Here is a 14,316-nt window from a genome sequence, read left to right as displayed (position 1 = left end):
TTGTTGCCCAAGGGATTTCGCTGCTATCGAGTTCGGTCGCTCGGCCGTTCATACGGTGACCATCGCGGTGAGCAGATCCACGAACGACACTCCCTTGTTCGCCACGCCGAACACCCGTGCGCGCAACAAGGTCTGTCGCGCCCAACTGCGATGCGGCCGCATCTCGTTCATCTTGTTCCGGTAACCGGAGGCCGCCACGCCGCCGACGTCCTCGCGCAGGATGTCCAGCGCGTCCGAGTACTCCTCGTGCGACACCACAGACAGCGCGTGCACGGCGGACACGTGCGACGGGTGGATCACCGTCTTGCCCTGGATGCCGTTGGCCCGGTCCAGTGTGATCTCCCGCAGCAAGCCGTCCAGATCCCGGCTGACCAGGTATTGCCGGAACGGCACCGCGTCGGACTCCTCGAACGGCGCGGTCCGCAGCAGCGGCCGGAACATCCGTTCGTGATCGGCGAAGTACTCCCACACCGGCCCCGTGATGACGAACCCGGTACCGTCCGCGCGCCCCAGGTAATTCACGATGTCGGCGATGACGTCGGCGACCACGCGCACGTCGTAGATGGTCAGGTCGCGGTCGCGGCGGATGCCGAACGTCGAGCACATGTCGGTCGCGCCCACCCGCACCGCGAGCACCCGGTCTCGATGCGCGGCCAGCAGCGCCGCGATCTGGGTGAGCTCATAATCGCGGGTCTCCCGGTGCACCAGCCCCGCCGACTCCAGCACCGGCATCCCGTACAGCGGCCGGCCCACCCGCTGGGCTGCCACGTTCAGGGCGTTGAGGTACTTCGGTCCGGTGACGCTGTCGAACTTCGGGAACACGAACCCGGTCAGCACCTTGGCGCCCGGTCCGAGTTGCTCGATGAGTTCGGTGATCGTGTCCGCGTCGCGCACCCGGACGAACAACAGGGGGTTGGCGTCGTGGCTGCCCGCGAGCAGATCGAGCGCGGCGACGGTCTGCTGCTTGGCGTACTCCACCTCGTGATCGGCCACCGCGTCCTCGAGGTCGATCACCATCGAACACACCCCGTGCTCGGCGCGCCTGCCGATCGTCAGCGCGAGATCGGGCCTGGTCGCGGGCGCATACAGCGTCGCGCCGAGCCCGATCGCGAGCAACTCGCGATCGGTGTGGTCGTCGCCGAACGGCTCGGGCTGCCGGTGGAAGAGTCGCCTCGCCTCTGGGCCGTGCAACTGCCGGAAGTGGCGCAGCGGCATTCGCTTCCGCAGGGAAACCTCCTGCTGGACGGCGATGCCTGCGGTCATCGTTGCCCCATCCTCATTCTCGTCGTGGTCCTGCTTGTCTTCTCATTCGTTCCACTACCCCGGCTATGAATTCCGTAACGGCATTCAGTTCCGTCACATAGGCCCAGTAGTCGGGATGACGCCCCGACAGTGTTTCGCTGATTCGGTCGATCCGTGCCGCTTGCGCGTCGAGCACCGAACCCCATTCGGCGACCAGCCCGCGGCTCACCGCGAGCATCTGCGCGTCCCGCAGCCGGAATCGTACGGCCTTGGCCTGTTCTTGCGGGTCGGACCGGATCGCACGCAGCAAGATGAGCCGCTTGGTGACGGCGTCGACTCGCTGCTCGGCCTCGGCTAGGAACCCGCGCGCGGATGTGGTCAGATCAAGTGCAAACTCCGGATTGTTCTCCGCCGCCGCCGTACGCGCCCTGCCCAAGGCCGCGTCCGCGGCCTCGATGGCTCGCTGGCTTTCCCGCTCATTGTTAGCCAGATCGGCCGAACTCGCAGCATTGAACTCGCGCAGCAGCGCCGAGAAGGCCTGCGGAACGCCTTCGGCCCTGGTCCGGACGGCGGCAATGCGGGTTGTCACCGAGGAGATAGCGGTGTTCGCGGCCGCGGCCCGAGATGGTGCTTGCGCCAACGCATCCGCCAGCTCCCTGGTGGCCGTGTCCAGCCGGTTCGCGGCCTCCCGCACCGCGCCCGCGGGTGCGCCGGAACCCGAAGCCTCCAGTGTGACCAGCGCCTCATCGACCGCGGTGGCACCCTTGCGCACCGACGGATAGTTCGCGAACTCCGACTCGGCGGCCCGGCCGCGCACCTCGGCCGCGGCGGCCTTCACCTGCTGCGCCAACCGCGGCACCGCGCCGAGCACTGCCACCGCCTCTTCGAGCTTGCCCTGGTCGCCGCGATAGAACTCGTCGACGGCGTGCGCCGCGTCGGTCAGTTGCCGTACCGCGGCGTCGACGCGTTGCCCACCCTGCGAGATCGGCGGCCCGCCCTGCTGCGCGGCCTCCAATTCCGCGCTCAGCGTCAGATAGACCTCCGCGGCGCCATAACACTTGTGGCGCACCGGTTCCCAGCGCGCGCCCGTCCGCCGCTCGGGGAAGATCTGATCGGCCGCGTGCACCGCCGCGTCGGCCGCGCTCTGCCGCCGGTCCATGTCGAGGAACGCTGTCGCCAGCGTCGCGCGGGCATGTTCGATCCACTCGTCGTTTCCCGACGAACGGAACCAACCGCGCCTTCGCCCTGCCACGCCCCGATGGTAGGAGATCTTCCTGTTCGCCGGGGGTTACGCCGGTTCCTACGCAAGTTCGCGGAAACCTACTACTGTCGGATGACGTACCCGGCGATTCGGACATGCTGGGAACCAATGACGGACTATTGAAAGGGAATCCCGCATGGGTGTCAGTTTGTCCAAGGGCGGCAATGTCTCGCTGACCAAGGCGGCGCCTAACCTCACTGCTGTTGCAGTCGGCCTCGGGTGGGATGTTCGGACCACCACCGGCACCGACTTCGACCTCGACGCCAGCGCCATCGCGACCGGCGCGGACAAGAAGGTCCTGTCCGACCAGCACTTCGTCTTCTTCAACAACCTGCGCTCGCCCGAGGGCGCGATCGAGCACGCGGGCGACAACCGGACCGGCGAGGGCGAGGGCGACGACGAGGTCATCAACGTCGACCTGGCAAGCACCCCGCCCACGATCGAGAGCATCTTCTTCCCGGTCTCGATCTACGACGCCGACTCCCGGTCGCAGTCCTTCGGCCAGGTCCGCAACGCCTACATCCGCGTCGTGGATCGCAGCAACGGCGAGGAGCTCGCCCGCTACGACCTCACCGAGGACGCGTCGACCGAGACCGCCATGGTCTTCGGCGAGCTGTACCGCAACGGCGCGGAGTGGAAGTTCCGCGCGATCGGCCAGGGTTACGCCTCCGGTCTGGCGGGCATCGCCCGTGACTACGGCGTGAACGTCTAAGCAACACCTCGCTGTTCGCAGGGGGCCCGGCGACGGGCCCCCTCGTCATGCGGCCCAGGCATGCCGGCGCCCTGGGAGCAGCGTTGGACAACCGGCGATCCAGCAGCCACGCTGGTAGCAACGTCGCCGCCAAGTCTCCACTCACGAAAGGTCCCAGCGTGGTCCTGCGCATATTCGGCATGTCTCTCGTCGTCACGGTGCTCTCGCTCATCGCTGCGGTCGTGTACGGCGGACCGACCGCCCTCGCGCTCGCCGCGATCCTCGGCATCCTCGAGGTCTCCCTCTCGTTCGACAACGCCGTGATCAACGCCACCGTTCTCGAACGCATGAGCGCTTTCTGGCAGCGGATCTTCCTCACCATCGGCGTGTTGATCGCCGTCTTCGGTATGCGGCTGGTCTTCCCGCTGGCCATCGTGTGGATCACGGCCGGGCTGGATCCGGTGCGGGCCTTCGACCTGGCCCTCAACCCGCCCCCGGACGACGCGCTGACCTTCCCGGACGGCAGCCCCAGCTACGAGAAACTGCTCACCGACGCCCACCCGCAGATCGCGGCGTTCGGCGGCATGTTCCTGGCGCTGCTGTTCCTCAACTTCATCTTCGAGGAACGCGACATCACCTGGCTGAGCTGGCTGGAACGGCCGCTGGCCAAGGCGGGCAAGCTGGACATGCTCTCCGTGGTGGTCGCGGGCGGCGGCCTGATCCTCACCGCGGAGTTCATCGCCGACGAGGCGCACCGCTCGACCGTCCTGTTGGCGGGCCTGCTCGGCATGATCACCTACATCGCGGTGGACGGCCTCGGCTCCATGTTCCACACCGAGGAGCACACCGAAGGCGGCCCCTCCGAGCTGGCGAAGGCCACCGGTAAGGCGGGCTTCTTCCTGTTCCTCTACCTGGAGGTGCTCGACGCGTCGTTCTCCTTCGACGGCGTGATCGGCGCGTTCGCCATCACCTCCGACCCGATCATCATCGCGCTCGGCCTCGGCCTGATCGGCGCCATGTTCGTCCGGTCGATCACGGTGTACCTGGTCCGCAAGGGCACCCTGTCGGAGTACGTCTACCTGGAGCACGGCGCGCACTGGGCGATCGGCGCGCTCGCGGTCATCCTGCTGGTCTCGATCGGCGTGCACATCAACGAGATCGTCACCGGCCTGGTCGGCGTCGCGTTCATCGGCGCGGCCTTCCTCACCAGCATCGTCCGCAACGGCCGAGCGGACGAGGAGGAACTGGACAGCGAACGGGAACCCACGCCGGTAGGCTGATTCCCGGCAAGCAGCCGAAGACCCGTTGCGGCAGCGGCCCCATCCCCGCGGATGGCCGCTGCCGCTCTCGTTTCCACAGAGGGGGGATCGCGCCATGGCGATCAACGCCAACCCTGGCGGCGTCAACCTGTCCAAGGTGACCCTGTCGAAGGCGACGCCCAGCATCAATCTGACCAAGCCGGGTGAGCAACAGGGCACCATGCGGGTCAACCTGAACTGGTCGAGCGGATCCAAGGGTTTCTTCCGCCGGTCCAAGCCCGTCGACCTGGACCTCGGCTGCCTCTACGAACTGTCCACCGGAGCCAAGGGCGTCGTCCAGGCGATCGGGAACAATTTCGGCACGTTGGAGGCCGAGCCCTACATCCGGCTCGACGGCGACGACCGCAGCGGTTCGGCGACGACGGGCGAGAACATGCACATCGACCTCGCCCGGCCCGAGTTGTTCCGGCGCATCCTGATCTTCGCCTTCATCTACGAGGGCGTGCCCAACTGGGCCGCCGCCGACGGCGTGGTCACGCTCTACCCCACGTCCGGTCCGCAGATCGAGGTCCGCCTCGACTCTCCGGTGGACGGCGCGCGCTCGTGCGCCATCGCCCTGCTGCTGAACCAGGGGGCCGGGATCACCGTGCACCGCGAAGTGCATTACGTCAACGGCGCCCAGCGCGAACTCGACCAGGCCTATCAGTGGGGCATGCAATGGCAGGCGGGGCGCAAGTAGGTCACCGCGCCGCGGGCACGGGCTGCCGCGCCACGACCGCCGAGCCGGTCGGCGTGCGCGCGGCGAACACCAAACCGACCAGGCCGATGCCGAGCCCGGCGACCGTCAGCAGTCGCAACGGCTGATCGATCAGCAGCCAGGCCAGGATCGCGGTCACGGCGGGCGTCGCGAAGAACAGCTTGCCCACCCTGGTCGCGTCCCAGCGGCGCAGCATGGCGTTGAACAGCAGGAACGCGGCCATGGAGTTCACCAGCACCATCCAGGTGAGCGACCCGGCGAAGCGACCCGCGTCCGACACGTGCGTCTGGCCCGACAGCCAGGCCAGCGCCCCCGCGATCGGCGCACTCACCACCACGTGCAGCGCCGTGGCGGCCCTTGGATCGACGGCGGGCACGAACCGTTTCTGGTACACGGTGCCCAGGCTCAGCCCGAGCAACCCCACCACGCACAACGTCAATCCGGTCACCGAGAAGTGGGACTGGTCGAACACGGCCAGCGCGACTCCGACCCCCCCGACACCGAAGCCGAACCACTGCCGCAGCGTGACGACTTCGCCGATCAGTCCCGCGCACAGGGCGATGACCACCGGATTGAGGCCCTGCACCAGCGCGATCACCGCCGCCGAGACGTGTTCGGCCATCGCCGTGTAGAACGCGCCGAACTGGACCATCTGCATCAGCAATCCGGCGACGAGCACATGGCGCAATCGACTTCCGCGCGGCCACTCGACTCGCGCGAGCAGCGCGTACGCGACGAGCAGAATTCCGGCGACGGCGAAGCGCACGAACAGCACCAGCAGCGGTGGCGCGGCGCCGACCCCGATCACACCGGCGATGAACGCGCTGCTCCACAACAGGACGAACAGCGGCTGCGCGGCCACCATCGCGAACCGACTCTGCACGGGACCTCCCGAAAAATAACCACCTTGGGTGGTTATCACCGTGACATCCTGCGGACTAACCTGTCAAGGCGGTTACCATGAGGGCGTGTTCACCTTCGTGAGCGGAAATCTCGCCTTGGACTTCGCCGGGACCGTCAAGGCGCGGTCGACCACGTTCGAGGACGCCCTCACCACACCCGCCGCGCTCGCCGACTGGATCGTCGCCGCGAACCTGCTCGACGACCCCCCGCCCAGCGACGCGGGCACCCTCGCACGTGCGGTGTGCCTGCGCGAGGCGGCTTATCGGTCGGCACTGGCCGTCGCTCGCGGACACTCCCTCGACGACGCCGACCGCCGCACGCTCAACGAATTCGCCGTGACAGCACCGCCCTCGATCAGCCTGGGCACCGACGGCGCGGTCGTCCGTTCCGGTGACGCGGATGCCGCCTTGGCCGCCATCGCCCGTTCCGCGATCGAGCTACTGGGTGGCGGGGCACTCGTCAAGGAGTGCGGCCGGACCGTATGCACCCGGCTCTATGTGGATACTTCCCGGGGCGGCTCCCGCCGTTGGTGTGACATGACGTTGTGCGGCAACCGCGCCAAAAGCGCCGCCTTCCGCGCCCGGCACGGCGGGCCTTAGACCACCGGGACCAGATTGCGGGGGTCGGAGTGTGCCACCGGGGGCGGCGTCGAACGGCGCCCTCGGGGCATCGCCCACACGAACACGAAGAACAACACGACCAGCAGGCTCGCGCGCCCCCACACACCGAATTGAACGACGTTCTCCATCTGCTCGACCGAGGTGCCCGCACCCATCGAGTAGAAGTAGCGGAACACCCCGATCCCGATGGCCGCGTCGGCGACGAGATAGCTGCCGATAAGCCACCAGGGCACCTCGAGCAGCACGAGGAACGGCACCAGCCACAGGGTGTACTGCGGCGAATGCACCTTGTGGAACAACAGGAATCCACACAGCATCGCCCCGCTCACGCCCACCCACGGGAAAACGCCGACCGTCAGGTAACGCTTCCAGCCGAGCCACATCGCCAGCGCGAACGCCGCGAGCACCAGCAGCGGCGAGGCGATGGTGACGACCTGCTGGAATGCCACCTCGCTGCGCGCGTCCGGACCGAACATCGGCCGCAGTCCCCAGTACCAGACCGAGTTCGTGGTGATGTCGGCCTGACGCAATTGCTGGAAGGTGATCGACGCGCGCCAGCCCTCGTACCCCACCAGCGCGAACGGCAGGTTCACCGCGACGACGGTGCCGATCGCCGCGGCGGCGGTCAGCAGCGCGCCGCCCAGGTCGAGTCCGCGCTCGCGATCCTCCGGGGCACGGTCGACGCCGCCGGTCAGCACGTACGCCAGCAGCGGCAATACGAAGATCCCCGGGTACAGCTTGAGGCAGAACCCCAGGCCGAGCAGCACCGCGGCCAGAACTCCCCTGGTGCGCACGGAGTATCGGGTCAACGTCGCCATCACGTAGACGGCCGCCACCGCCGTGCAGACCACCGGGAGCTCCCAGTTGTGGAAGGCATAGAGCACCAGCGGCGGTCCGGCCGCCCAGAGCAGGGCGGCGCCTCCGGCCAGGCGAGCCAGCATCCACGCGGTCAGCAGCGCGAACGGCGCGAGCAGTAGCGCGGAGTGCCGCAGGAAATCGGCGTCGTTGTGCGCGCCGACGGCGCCGAGCCACATCAGCACACCGCTGAGCACCGGGTACTCCACCGCGCCGCCGACCAGGGCCCCGCCGTCGGTGATGCCGCCGCTCACATAGGGAAAGACGTGCTCGTTGATGTCTCGGCCCAGCCAGAGGAATTGGATGTCCGAATAGCAGACGTCCGAATCCTTGATGACGTCGAAAACCGCGCTGCGTCCGTCCTCGTTGAACGGCGCCCCCGCGCAGCGCGCCTTGTTCGCGTACGCCAGCCCGAGGACGAGACCGCAGAGCACCACCACCACCACGGCCAACGCCGCGCGGCGTCGCACACCACCCGCGGGCAGGTCGCTGGCGGCGAGTGCGGTCGGCATGGATCCACCCTAAGCGGACGGTCCGGGCCGCGCCGCCGTTCCCCTCCCCGCGAAGGTGAACGCGCGGACCGATCCCATGCTCGCCGGGCGGCTCGGCGGGGCGATTTCACTGCTCACGCCCCGCTCATGTAGCCTGTTCGGGTTGCTGACGCAACGACCCTCCTGCCACGGACCGTCCGTGGCCGTTCCCTAGTCCACAGGAGGTGATTGGTCCGTGCGTCATTACGAAGTGATGGTCATCCTCGATCCGAGCCTGGACGAGCGCACTGTTGGTCCGTCGCTGGACAACCTGCTCAGTGTCGTTCGCACCGAAGGCGGCAAGATCGACAAGGTCGACATCTGGGGCCGTCGCCGGCTCGCCTACGAGATCGCCAAGCACGCCGAGGGCATCTACGCCGTGGTCGATCTGACCGCCGAGCCCGCCACCGTGAGCGAGCTCGACCGCCAGCTCGGTCTGAACGAGACGGTGCTGCGCACCAAGGTTCTGCGCCACGACAAGTAGTCCGGCAACTCTCGTTTGCGTCGGAGCCTGTGCCTAGGCTCTAGCGCAACAGCGAGACGCGGACTGCACACCGAGCAGGAGGAACCACATGGCAGGCGACACGGTCATCACCGTCATCGGCAATCTGACGGCCGACCCGGAGCTTCGATTCACACCGGCTGGAGCGGCGGTGGCGAATTTCACCGTCGCGTCGACTCCCCGTGTGTTCGACCGTAATTCGAACGAATGGAAAGACGGCGAAGCGCTGTTCCTGCGCTGCAATATCTGGCGCGAGGCCGCGGAGAATGTCGCCGAAAGCCTGACCAGAGGTTCCCGTGTCATCGTGAGCGGACGGCTCAAGCAGCGCTCCTACGAAACCCGCGAGGGTGAGAAGCGCACGGTCGTCGAGCTCGAGGTCGACGAGGTCGGTCCCTCGCTGCGCTACGCCACCGCGAAGGTCAACAAGACCAGCCGCGGCAGCGGTGGCGGCGGCTTCGGGTCCGGCTCCGGCGGCGGTGGCAACTACGCCTCCTCCGGTAGTAGCGGTGGGCGTTCCGGCGGTGCCGAGGACGACCCTTGGGGCAGTGCGCCCGCGGCCGGCTCCTTCGGGGGCGGCGGCCGCATGGATGACGAACCGCCGTTCTGAGAACGGCCACAACGGCCCGCAGGAATTCGGGCCATCACTGATTACGGAGTACAAGACCATGCCTAAAGCGCCCGCGCGCGAAAAGGTGCTCAAGAAAAAGGCCTGCGCGTTCTGCAAGGAGAGCAAGACCGGCACCGTCAACATCGATTACAAGGACACGGCGTTGCTGCGCAAGTACGTCAGCGACCGCGGGAAGATCCGCGCCCGCCGCGTCACCGGCAACTGCGTGCAGCACCAGCGCGATATCGCGGTTGCGGTCAAGAACTCGCGTGAGGTGGCGCTGCTGCCTTACGTGTCGACGGCTCGCTGAGAAAGGGAGGCACACAAATGAAGTTGATTCTGACTGCTGATGTGGACAACCTCGGTGCCCCCGGCGATACCGTGGAGGTCAAGGACGGCTACGGCCGCAACTACCTGCTGCCGCGCGGCCTGGCGATCGCGGCCAGCCGCGGTGCGCAGAAGCAGGTCGAGGGCATCCGCCGGGCGCAGGAAGCCCGCCGGGTCCGCGACCTGGACCACGCCAACGAGCTGAAGCAGGCCATCGAGGCCTTGGACTCGGTCTCGCTGGCGGTCAAGACCGCGGGCACCGGCAAGCTGTTCGGCTCGGTGACCCAGTCGGACGTCGCGGCGGCCGTCAAGGCGGCGGGTGGCCCCGTCGTCGACAAGCGCAGCATCGAACTGCCGAAGTCGCACATCAAGTCGACCGGCAAGCACGGCATCGTGGTGCACCTGCACCCGGATGTGGTGGCGAAGTTCGACCTCACGGTCACCGCCGCCTGATTCAGGCATTGCGTCGAGGACCGCTCCCCTCTGTTGAACGGGAGTGGTCCTCGGCTGTGCCCGGTCATCCGAGCCTGCTTAATAGCTAGCTATTTGCCGAGTGGCGCCGAGCGTTATTCGGGACAAACGGGGCGTCACTCCACCTATACAAGCGCTCCGCTCACCCAGCCTGTGGATTACCGGTAAAACCGACCGCTCGCAATGTGATTCAAGTCATATGCAGCTCGCGTGCTGTTAACCCAACACGCCCGGCTGTTCAACTCGGCCGACACGCCGGTACTTCTTTAATCCACACCTGGGAAAACGCGGAAATCTCTATCTATCTGCGTATTTAACCCCGGCGACCTGGGTTTTCCCCAAGTTGTCCACAGGGGCTGCACACGGTTGGGTGAACTTTCCCCAAGTTATCCACAGCTGTGTGCACAGCACGGTTTGGTCCACGCCGCTCGGGTCGCTAGGTTCGTCGCATCGCTGCGCGCGGAACGCTCCCGATCGCGGGCACGGACGGGTGCCGCAGCGGTAGCTGGAGCCCTGGTCAACGGCTTTGATGTACGTGTCGGTGCCCGGGAGTACAACGAGTCGACAGGGTGCAACCCGGTCGTGGGGTAGAGAGGACGGTCGAGTCTGGTGACAGCCACCGATGACCGCGGGCGCAGGGATTTTCCGCCCGAACCTCCCGGCGAAGACTTCGGCCGACAGCCTCCACACGACATGGCGGCCGAGCAGTCGGTGCTCGGCGGCATGTTGCTGAGCAAGGACGCCATCGCCGACGTCGTCGAGGTGATTCGTCCCGGCGATTTCTACCGTCCCGCTCATCAGGCCGTCTACGACACGATTCTCGATCTCTACGGGCGCGGGGAACCCGCCGACCCGGTGACCGTCGCCGCGGGCCTCGACCGCCGTGGCGAACTCAAACGCATCGGCGGCGCGCCCTATCTGGTCACGCTCACCCAGACCGTGCCGACCGCGGCGAACGCCAGCTACTACGCCGAAATCGTCGCGGAGAAGGCCATTCTGCGCCGCCTCGTGGAGGCGGGCACCCGCATCGTCCAGTACGGCTACGCGGGCGCCGACGGCCAGGACATCGCCGAGGTCGTCGACCGCGCCCAAGCCGAGGTCTACGAGGTCACCGAACGCCGCACCAGCGAAGACTTCCTGCCCCTCGAGGAATTGCTCCAGCCGACGATGGACGAGATCGACTCCATCGCCAGCCGCGGCGGCATCTCCCTCGGCGTCCCTACCGGTTTCACCGAACTCGACGAGGTCACCAACGGCCTGCACCCGGGCCAGATGATCATCGTCGCGGCCAGGCCTGGCGTTGGCAAATCGACGCTGGGAATGGATTTCATGCGCAGTTGCTCGATCAAGCATGGCTTGGCGAGCGTTATCTTTTCCTTGGAGATGAGCCGGACCGAAATTGTCATGCGGTTGTTGTCGGCGGAGGCGAAGATCAAGCTCGGGGATATGCGGTCCGGGCGGATGAGCGATGACGACTGGACGAAATTGGCGCGGCGGATGAGCGAGATCAGCGAGGCGCCGCTGTTCGTGGACGACTCGCCGAACCTGACCATGATGGAGATTCGCGCCAAAGCGCGGCGGCTCAAGCAACGCCACGATTTGAAACTCGTTGTGGTGGACTACCTGCAGCTGATGACCTCCGGTAAGAAAGTCGAATCCCGCCAGCAGGAAGTCTCGGACTTCTCCCGAAATCTGAAACTACTGGCCAAGGAACTCGAAGTGCCGGTGGTGGCGATCAGCCAGCTGAACCGCGGCCCCGAACAGCGAACCGATAAGCGCCCGATGGTGTCCGATCTCCGCGAGTCGGGGAGCCTCGAGCAGGACGCCGATATGGTCATCCTGCTGCATCGTCCCGACGCTTTCGAGCGGGACGACCCGCGCGGCGGCGAGGCGGATCTCATTCTCGGCAAGCACCGTAATGGTCCCACCGCGACGATCACCGTCGCCCACCAATTGCATTTGTCGCGCTTCGTGGACATGGCCCGCGGCTGAGTTACGGCCCGTGCAACCGCCCGTGCTGCAACGTCCCCGGGGGGGAGGTAGCCCGCCTGCCGTAACCGGCGCCGCCTCGACGAGCTTCGTCGCGGTCGCCGTCCTTCCAGTGACCATTCCGCGGGCGCGGCACGACAAGCTTTCCTCTTGACGTCCTTTCAGTCGTCGATCGCCTGGTAGGCCGTGGTCCAGAAGTCCCGGTGCAGGTGCGCGGTGGCCGGGGTATCCATCGCCGACTGCGTCAGCAGAATCCCGGTGAGTCCTTCGACCGGGTCGGAGTAGGCAGTCGTCCCCAGCCCACCGTCCCACCCGAACTGACCCACCGGGGCCAGGTCGCGGCGATGGGTCCGCACGGCCATTCCGAACCCGTAGCCGCCGTGCCTACCGAAGTGGTCGCCGAAGGCGTCCTTCTCGACCTTCTGCTCCGGCGTCAGATGATCTATCGTCATCAGCTCGACCGAGGCGCGTGACAGGACGCGCTCGCCGCCCAGGCTGCCCTTGTTCAACAGCATGCGGTAGAACGCGTGATAGTCGTCGACGGTCGACACCATCCCGTCGCCACCGGCCTGGAACTCCGGCGGCCGACTGTACTTGCCGCCCCTCGCCTCGTCCCACACCACCGGGGCGCCCGTCTCGGGGTCGTGGGCGTAGCTGGTCGGCAGCCGATGGATCCGGTCCTCGGGCACGTGGAAGCCGGTGTCCCTCATACCGAGCGGGTCGAGGATCCGTTCGCGCAGGAACGACTCGAACGTCTGGCCGGTGACTCTCGGGATGAGCACGCTGAGGACGTCGGAGCCGGTGTGATACCGCCACAGCTCTCCCGGCTGATGCATGAGCGGAAGGGTGCCCAGGCGCCGGATCCACTCGTCCGGCGCGACCGACGGCGGCACGTCCAGGCCCAGTTCGCCCATCGCGTCCTGGATGGGGTAAGTGCCCGGCGCGGCCAGCACGGCGCCGAACCCGAACGTGAAAGTCAGCAGGTCCCGTACCGTGATCGGCCGCAGGGCGGGGACGGTGTCCTCCAGTGGGGCGTCGATGTTTCTGAGCACCCGCCGGTTCGCTAGTTCGGGCAACCACGTGTCGACCGGATCGTCCAGCCGCAGGCGGCACTCCTCGACCAGGACCATCACCGCCGCGGCGGTGATCGGCTTGGTCAGCGACGCCATCCGGAAGATCGTGTCGCGCCGGATCGGCTCGCCGCCGCCCTCGTGCATCGTTCCCAGCGTCTCGACGTGGACGTCGTCGCCCCGGCTGACCAGCGCGACCAGTCCGGGCGCGGCTCCGGCTGCCACATGCCCGGCCAGCACCTCGTGCATCCGCCGCAGCCCCGGCCGCGACAGTCCACCGCGCCGTGCGCCCTCGTCGTCCCGGCGGCACCGCGCCTTCCAATTGCCCTGTGCGTCCCAGCTCACGGTCGTCGACATAGCCTCTCCTCGAGATGCGTACAGTGTTCGCGATATGCGAACACTGTACTCACAGATTGAGCCGTGCGCAAGTGCGAACACTGTGCGCTATCGTGGCCGTCGACCCCGAAGAGGAGACCCATGCCAACCGACAAGCCGCCCGTGCCCTCGGTTTGGGCCCGTCAGCGCCCCGCCCGGCGACAACCGGTCCTCACCCGGGAACGCATCGTCTCCGAGGCTGTGCGCCTGCTGGACGAGGAGGGCATCGAGGCCCTGAGCATGCGTACTCTCGGAACCCGGCTCAACGCTGGAGCCACCTCGATCTACCGGCACGTCGCCAACAAGGACGAGCTGATCGAGTTGGTCGTGGACGAGGTCTACGGCCAGATCAGCGTCCCCGACGCGGACGCCCCCGACACGTGGCGGGACGCCGTCGCCACGTGCGCGCACAGCATGCGCGCGATGGCGCTGCGCCACCCTTGGGTCGTCTCCGTCCTCGGCCAGGTGGGGCTCTCGGAATTCGGGCCCAACATGATGCGGCAGTCCGAACGCATACTCGCCCTCTTCCATGCGGCGGGGTTCGCCCCTGGCGAGGCCGACCGGGCCATGAGCACGCTCATCGCCTACGTCATCGGCATGGCCACCAGCGAGGCGGCGTACCTCTCCCTGCTGGCCCGCAGCGGCCAGACCGAACAGGAGTGGGCCGAGAGCCTGCGACCGACCGCGGAAGAGGCCGCACGGGAGCATCCGCTCCTGAGCGAGGGCTACGCCGCTCGGCGCGACGCCGATCCCGCCCGCCTGCGCGACGAGAATTTCTCTTACGGTCTGGACCGTGTCCTCGACGGTCTCGCGGCGGCGCTCCCCTCCACGGACTGAATCCACGCCGGTCCGCCGGC

The 14,316-nt window shown here is 67.3% G+C and carries 15 protein-coding genes; 10 read left to right on the top strand and 5 right to left on the bottom strand.

Features of this window, described 5'->3' with window-relative positions:
- Positions 1–48: 48 nt before the first annotated feature.
- Positions 49–1,263 carry an HpcH/HpaI aldolase/citrate lyase family protein gene (locus ACZ6DL_RS09070; RefSeq protein WP_466050044.1) on the bottom strand — a complete coding sequence of 405 codons (1,215 nt, stop codon included), beginning with the start codon at positions 1,261–1,263 and terminating at the stop codon, positions 49–51.
- Between the two features lie 13 nt (positions 1,264–1,276).
- Positions 1,277–2,494 (bottom strand): hypothetical protein, encoded by a 1,218-nt coding sequence (locus tag ACZ6DL_RS09065; RefSeq protein WP_466050043.1) that lies wholly within the window; start codon positions 2,492–2,494, stop codon positions 1,277–1,279.
- Positions 2,495–2,639: 145 nt separating this feature from the next.
- Between ACZ6DL_RS09065 and ACZ6DL_RS09060 the strand changes: the two genes are divergently transcribed.
- The 3 genes from ACZ6DL_RS09060 (at position 2,640) to ACZ6DL_RS09050 (ending at position 5,192) form a co-directional block, all read left to right on the top strand.
- Positions 2,640–3,215, top strand: coding sequence for a TerD family protein (locus tag ACZ6DL_RS09060; RefSeq protein WP_040871215.1), 576 nt, complete (start codon positions 2,640–2,642; stop codon positions 3,213–3,215).
- Positions 3,216–3,373: 158 nt separating this feature from the next.
- Positions 3,374–4,474, top strand: coding sequence for a DUF475 domain-containing protein (locus tag ACZ6DL_RS09055; RefSeq protein WP_466050042.1), 1,101 nt, complete (start codon positions 3,374–3,376; stop codon positions 4,472–4,474).
- 94 nt (positions 4,475–4,568) lie between these two features.
- Positions 4,569–5,192, top strand: a complete 624-nt coding sequence (locus tag ACZ6DL_RS09050) for a TerD family protein (protein WP_062966718.1) — start codon at positions 4,569–4,571, stop codon at positions 5,190–5,192.
- A gap of 1 nt (position 5,193) precedes the next feature.
- On the opposite strand, the gene ACZ6DL_RS09045 is transcribed toward ACZ6DL_RS09050, so the two are convergent.
- Positions 5,194–6,093 carry a DMT family transporter gene (locus tag ACZ6DL_RS09045; RefSeq protein ID WP_466050041.1) on the bottom strand — a complete coding sequence of 300 codons (900 nt, stop codon included), beginning with the start codon at positions 6,091–6,093 and terminating at the stop codon, positions 5,194–5,196.
- An 85-nt stretch (positions 6,094–6,178) separates the two neighbouring features.
- On the opposite strand from ACZ6DL_RS09045, the gene ACZ6DL_RS09040 reads away from it, so the two are divergent.
- Complete coding sequence (locus ACZ6DL_RS09040) at positions 6,179–6,712, top strand: CGNR zinc finger domain-containing protein (protein WP_466050040.1); 534 nt, start codon at positions 6,179–6,181, stop codon at positions 6,710–6,712.
- On the opposite strand, the gene ACZ6DL_RS09035 is transcribed toward ACZ6DL_RS09040, so the two are convergent.
- Entirely contained in the window at positions 6,709–8,100 is a 1,392-nt protein-coding gene (locus ACZ6DL_RS09035) for a hypothetical protein (RefSeq protein WP_466050039.1), read from the bottom strand. The two genes, ACZ6DL_RS09040 and ACZ6DL_RS09035, sit on opposite strands and share 4 nt — an antisense overlap.
- Before the next feature lie 214 nt (positions 8,101–8,314).
- Between ACZ6DL_RS09035 and rpsF the strand changes: the two genes are divergently transcribed.
- From rpsF to dnaB, 5 genes are all read left to right on the top strand, one after another.
- A complete protein-coding gene (gene rpsF, locus ACZ6DL_RS09030; RefSeq protein ID WP_040871220.1) occupies positions 8,315–8,602 on the top strand; it encodes a 30S ribosomal protein S6 in 288 nt (95 codons plus the stop codon).
- 88 nt (positions 8,603–8,690) lie between these two features.
- On the top strand, positions 8,691–9,227 hold the full coding sequence (locus ACZ6DL_RS09025) for a single-stranded DNA-binding protein (protein WP_040871221.1): 537 nt from the start codon (positions 8,691–8,693) through the stop codon (positions 9,225–9,227).
- Positions 9,228–9,285: 58 nt separating this feature from the next.
- A complete protein-coding gene (rpsR, locus tag ACZ6DL_RS09020) occupies positions 9,286–9,537 on the top strand; it encodes a 30S ribosomal protein S18 (RefSeq protein ID WP_040871322.1) in 252 nt (83 codons plus the stop codon).
- A gap of 17 nt (positions 9,538–9,554) precedes the next feature.
- Positions 9,555–10,007: a 50S ribosomal protein L9 gene (gene rplI / locus ACZ6DL_RS09015; protein WP_040871222.1), complete on the top strand. Its 453-nt coding sequence runs from the start codon at positions 9,555–9,557 to the stop codon at positions 10,005–10,007.
- Positions 10,008–10,634: 627 nt separating this feature from the next.
- Positions 10,635–12,017, top strand: coding sequence for a replicative DNA helicase (gene dnaB, locus ACZ6DL_RS09010; protein ID WP_084466690.1), 1,383 nt, complete (start codon positions 10,635–10,637; stop codon positions 12,015–12,017).
- Between the two features lie 158 nt (positions 12,018–12,175).
- Here the strand turns inward: dnaB and ACZ6DL_RS09005 are convergent, their stop codons facing one another.
- The gene (locus ACZ6DL_RS09005; protein WP_466050038.1) at positions 12,176–13,441 is read right to left on the bottom strand and encodes a serine hydrolase domain-containing protein; all 1,266 of its coding nucleotides are present in this window, start codon (positions 13,439–13,441) and stop codon (positions 12,176–12,178) included.
- Between the two features lie 120 nt (positions 13,442–13,561).
- On the opposite strand from ACZ6DL_RS09005, the gene ACZ6DL_RS09000 reads away from it, so the two are divergent.
- Positions 13,562–14,296: a TetR/AcrR family transcriptional regulator gene (locus ACZ6DL_RS09000; RefSeq protein ID WP_466050037.1), complete on the top strand. Its 735-nt coding sequence runs from the start codon at positions 13,562–13,564 to the stop codon at positions 14,294–14,296.
- Positions 14,297–14,316: the final 20 nt, after the last annotated feature.

This window comes from Nocardia sp. NPDC041819 (assembly GCF_055590505.1).
This window is presented reverse-complemented; position numbering and strand designations above follow the sequence as displayed.

Coding starts and splice junctions, on each gene's coding strand:
- ACZ6DL_RS09070 (WP_466050044.1), bottom strand. CDS start 1,263: ATGACCGCAGGCATCGCCGTCCAGCAGGAGGTTTCCCTGCGGAAGCGA.
- ACZ6DL_RS09025 (WP_040871221.1), top strand. CDS start 8,691: ATGGCAGGCGACACGGTCATCACCGTCATCGGCAATCTGACGGCCGAC.
- ACZ6DL_RS09050 (WP_062966718.1), top strand. CDS start 4,569: ATGGCGATCAACGCCAACCCTGGCGGCGTCAACCTGTCCAAGGTGACC.
- ACZ6DL_RS09035 (WP_466050039.1), bottom strand. CDS start 8,100: ATGCCGACCGCACTCGCCGCCAGCGACCTGCCCGCGGGTGGTGTGCGA.
- rplI (WP_040871222.1), top strand. CDS start 9,555: ATGAAGTTGATTCTGACTGCTGATGTGGACAACCTCGGTGCCCCCGGC.
- ACZ6DL_RS09060 (WP_040871215.1), top strand. CDS start 2,640: ATGGGTGTCAGTTTGTCCAAGGGCGGCAATGTCTCGCTGACCAAGGCG.
- ACZ6DL_RS09005 (WP_466050038.1), bottom strand. CDS start 13,441: ATGTCGACGACCGTGAGCTGGGACGCACAGGGCAATTGGAAGGCGCGG.
- rpsR (WP_040871322.1), top strand. CDS start 9,286: ATGCCTAAAGCGCCCGCGCGCGAAAAGGTGCTCAAGAAAAAGGCCTGC.
- ACZ6DL_RS09000 (WP_466050037.1), top strand. CDS start 13,562: ATGCCAACCGACAAGCCGCCCGTGCCCTCGGTTTGGGCCCGTCAGCGC.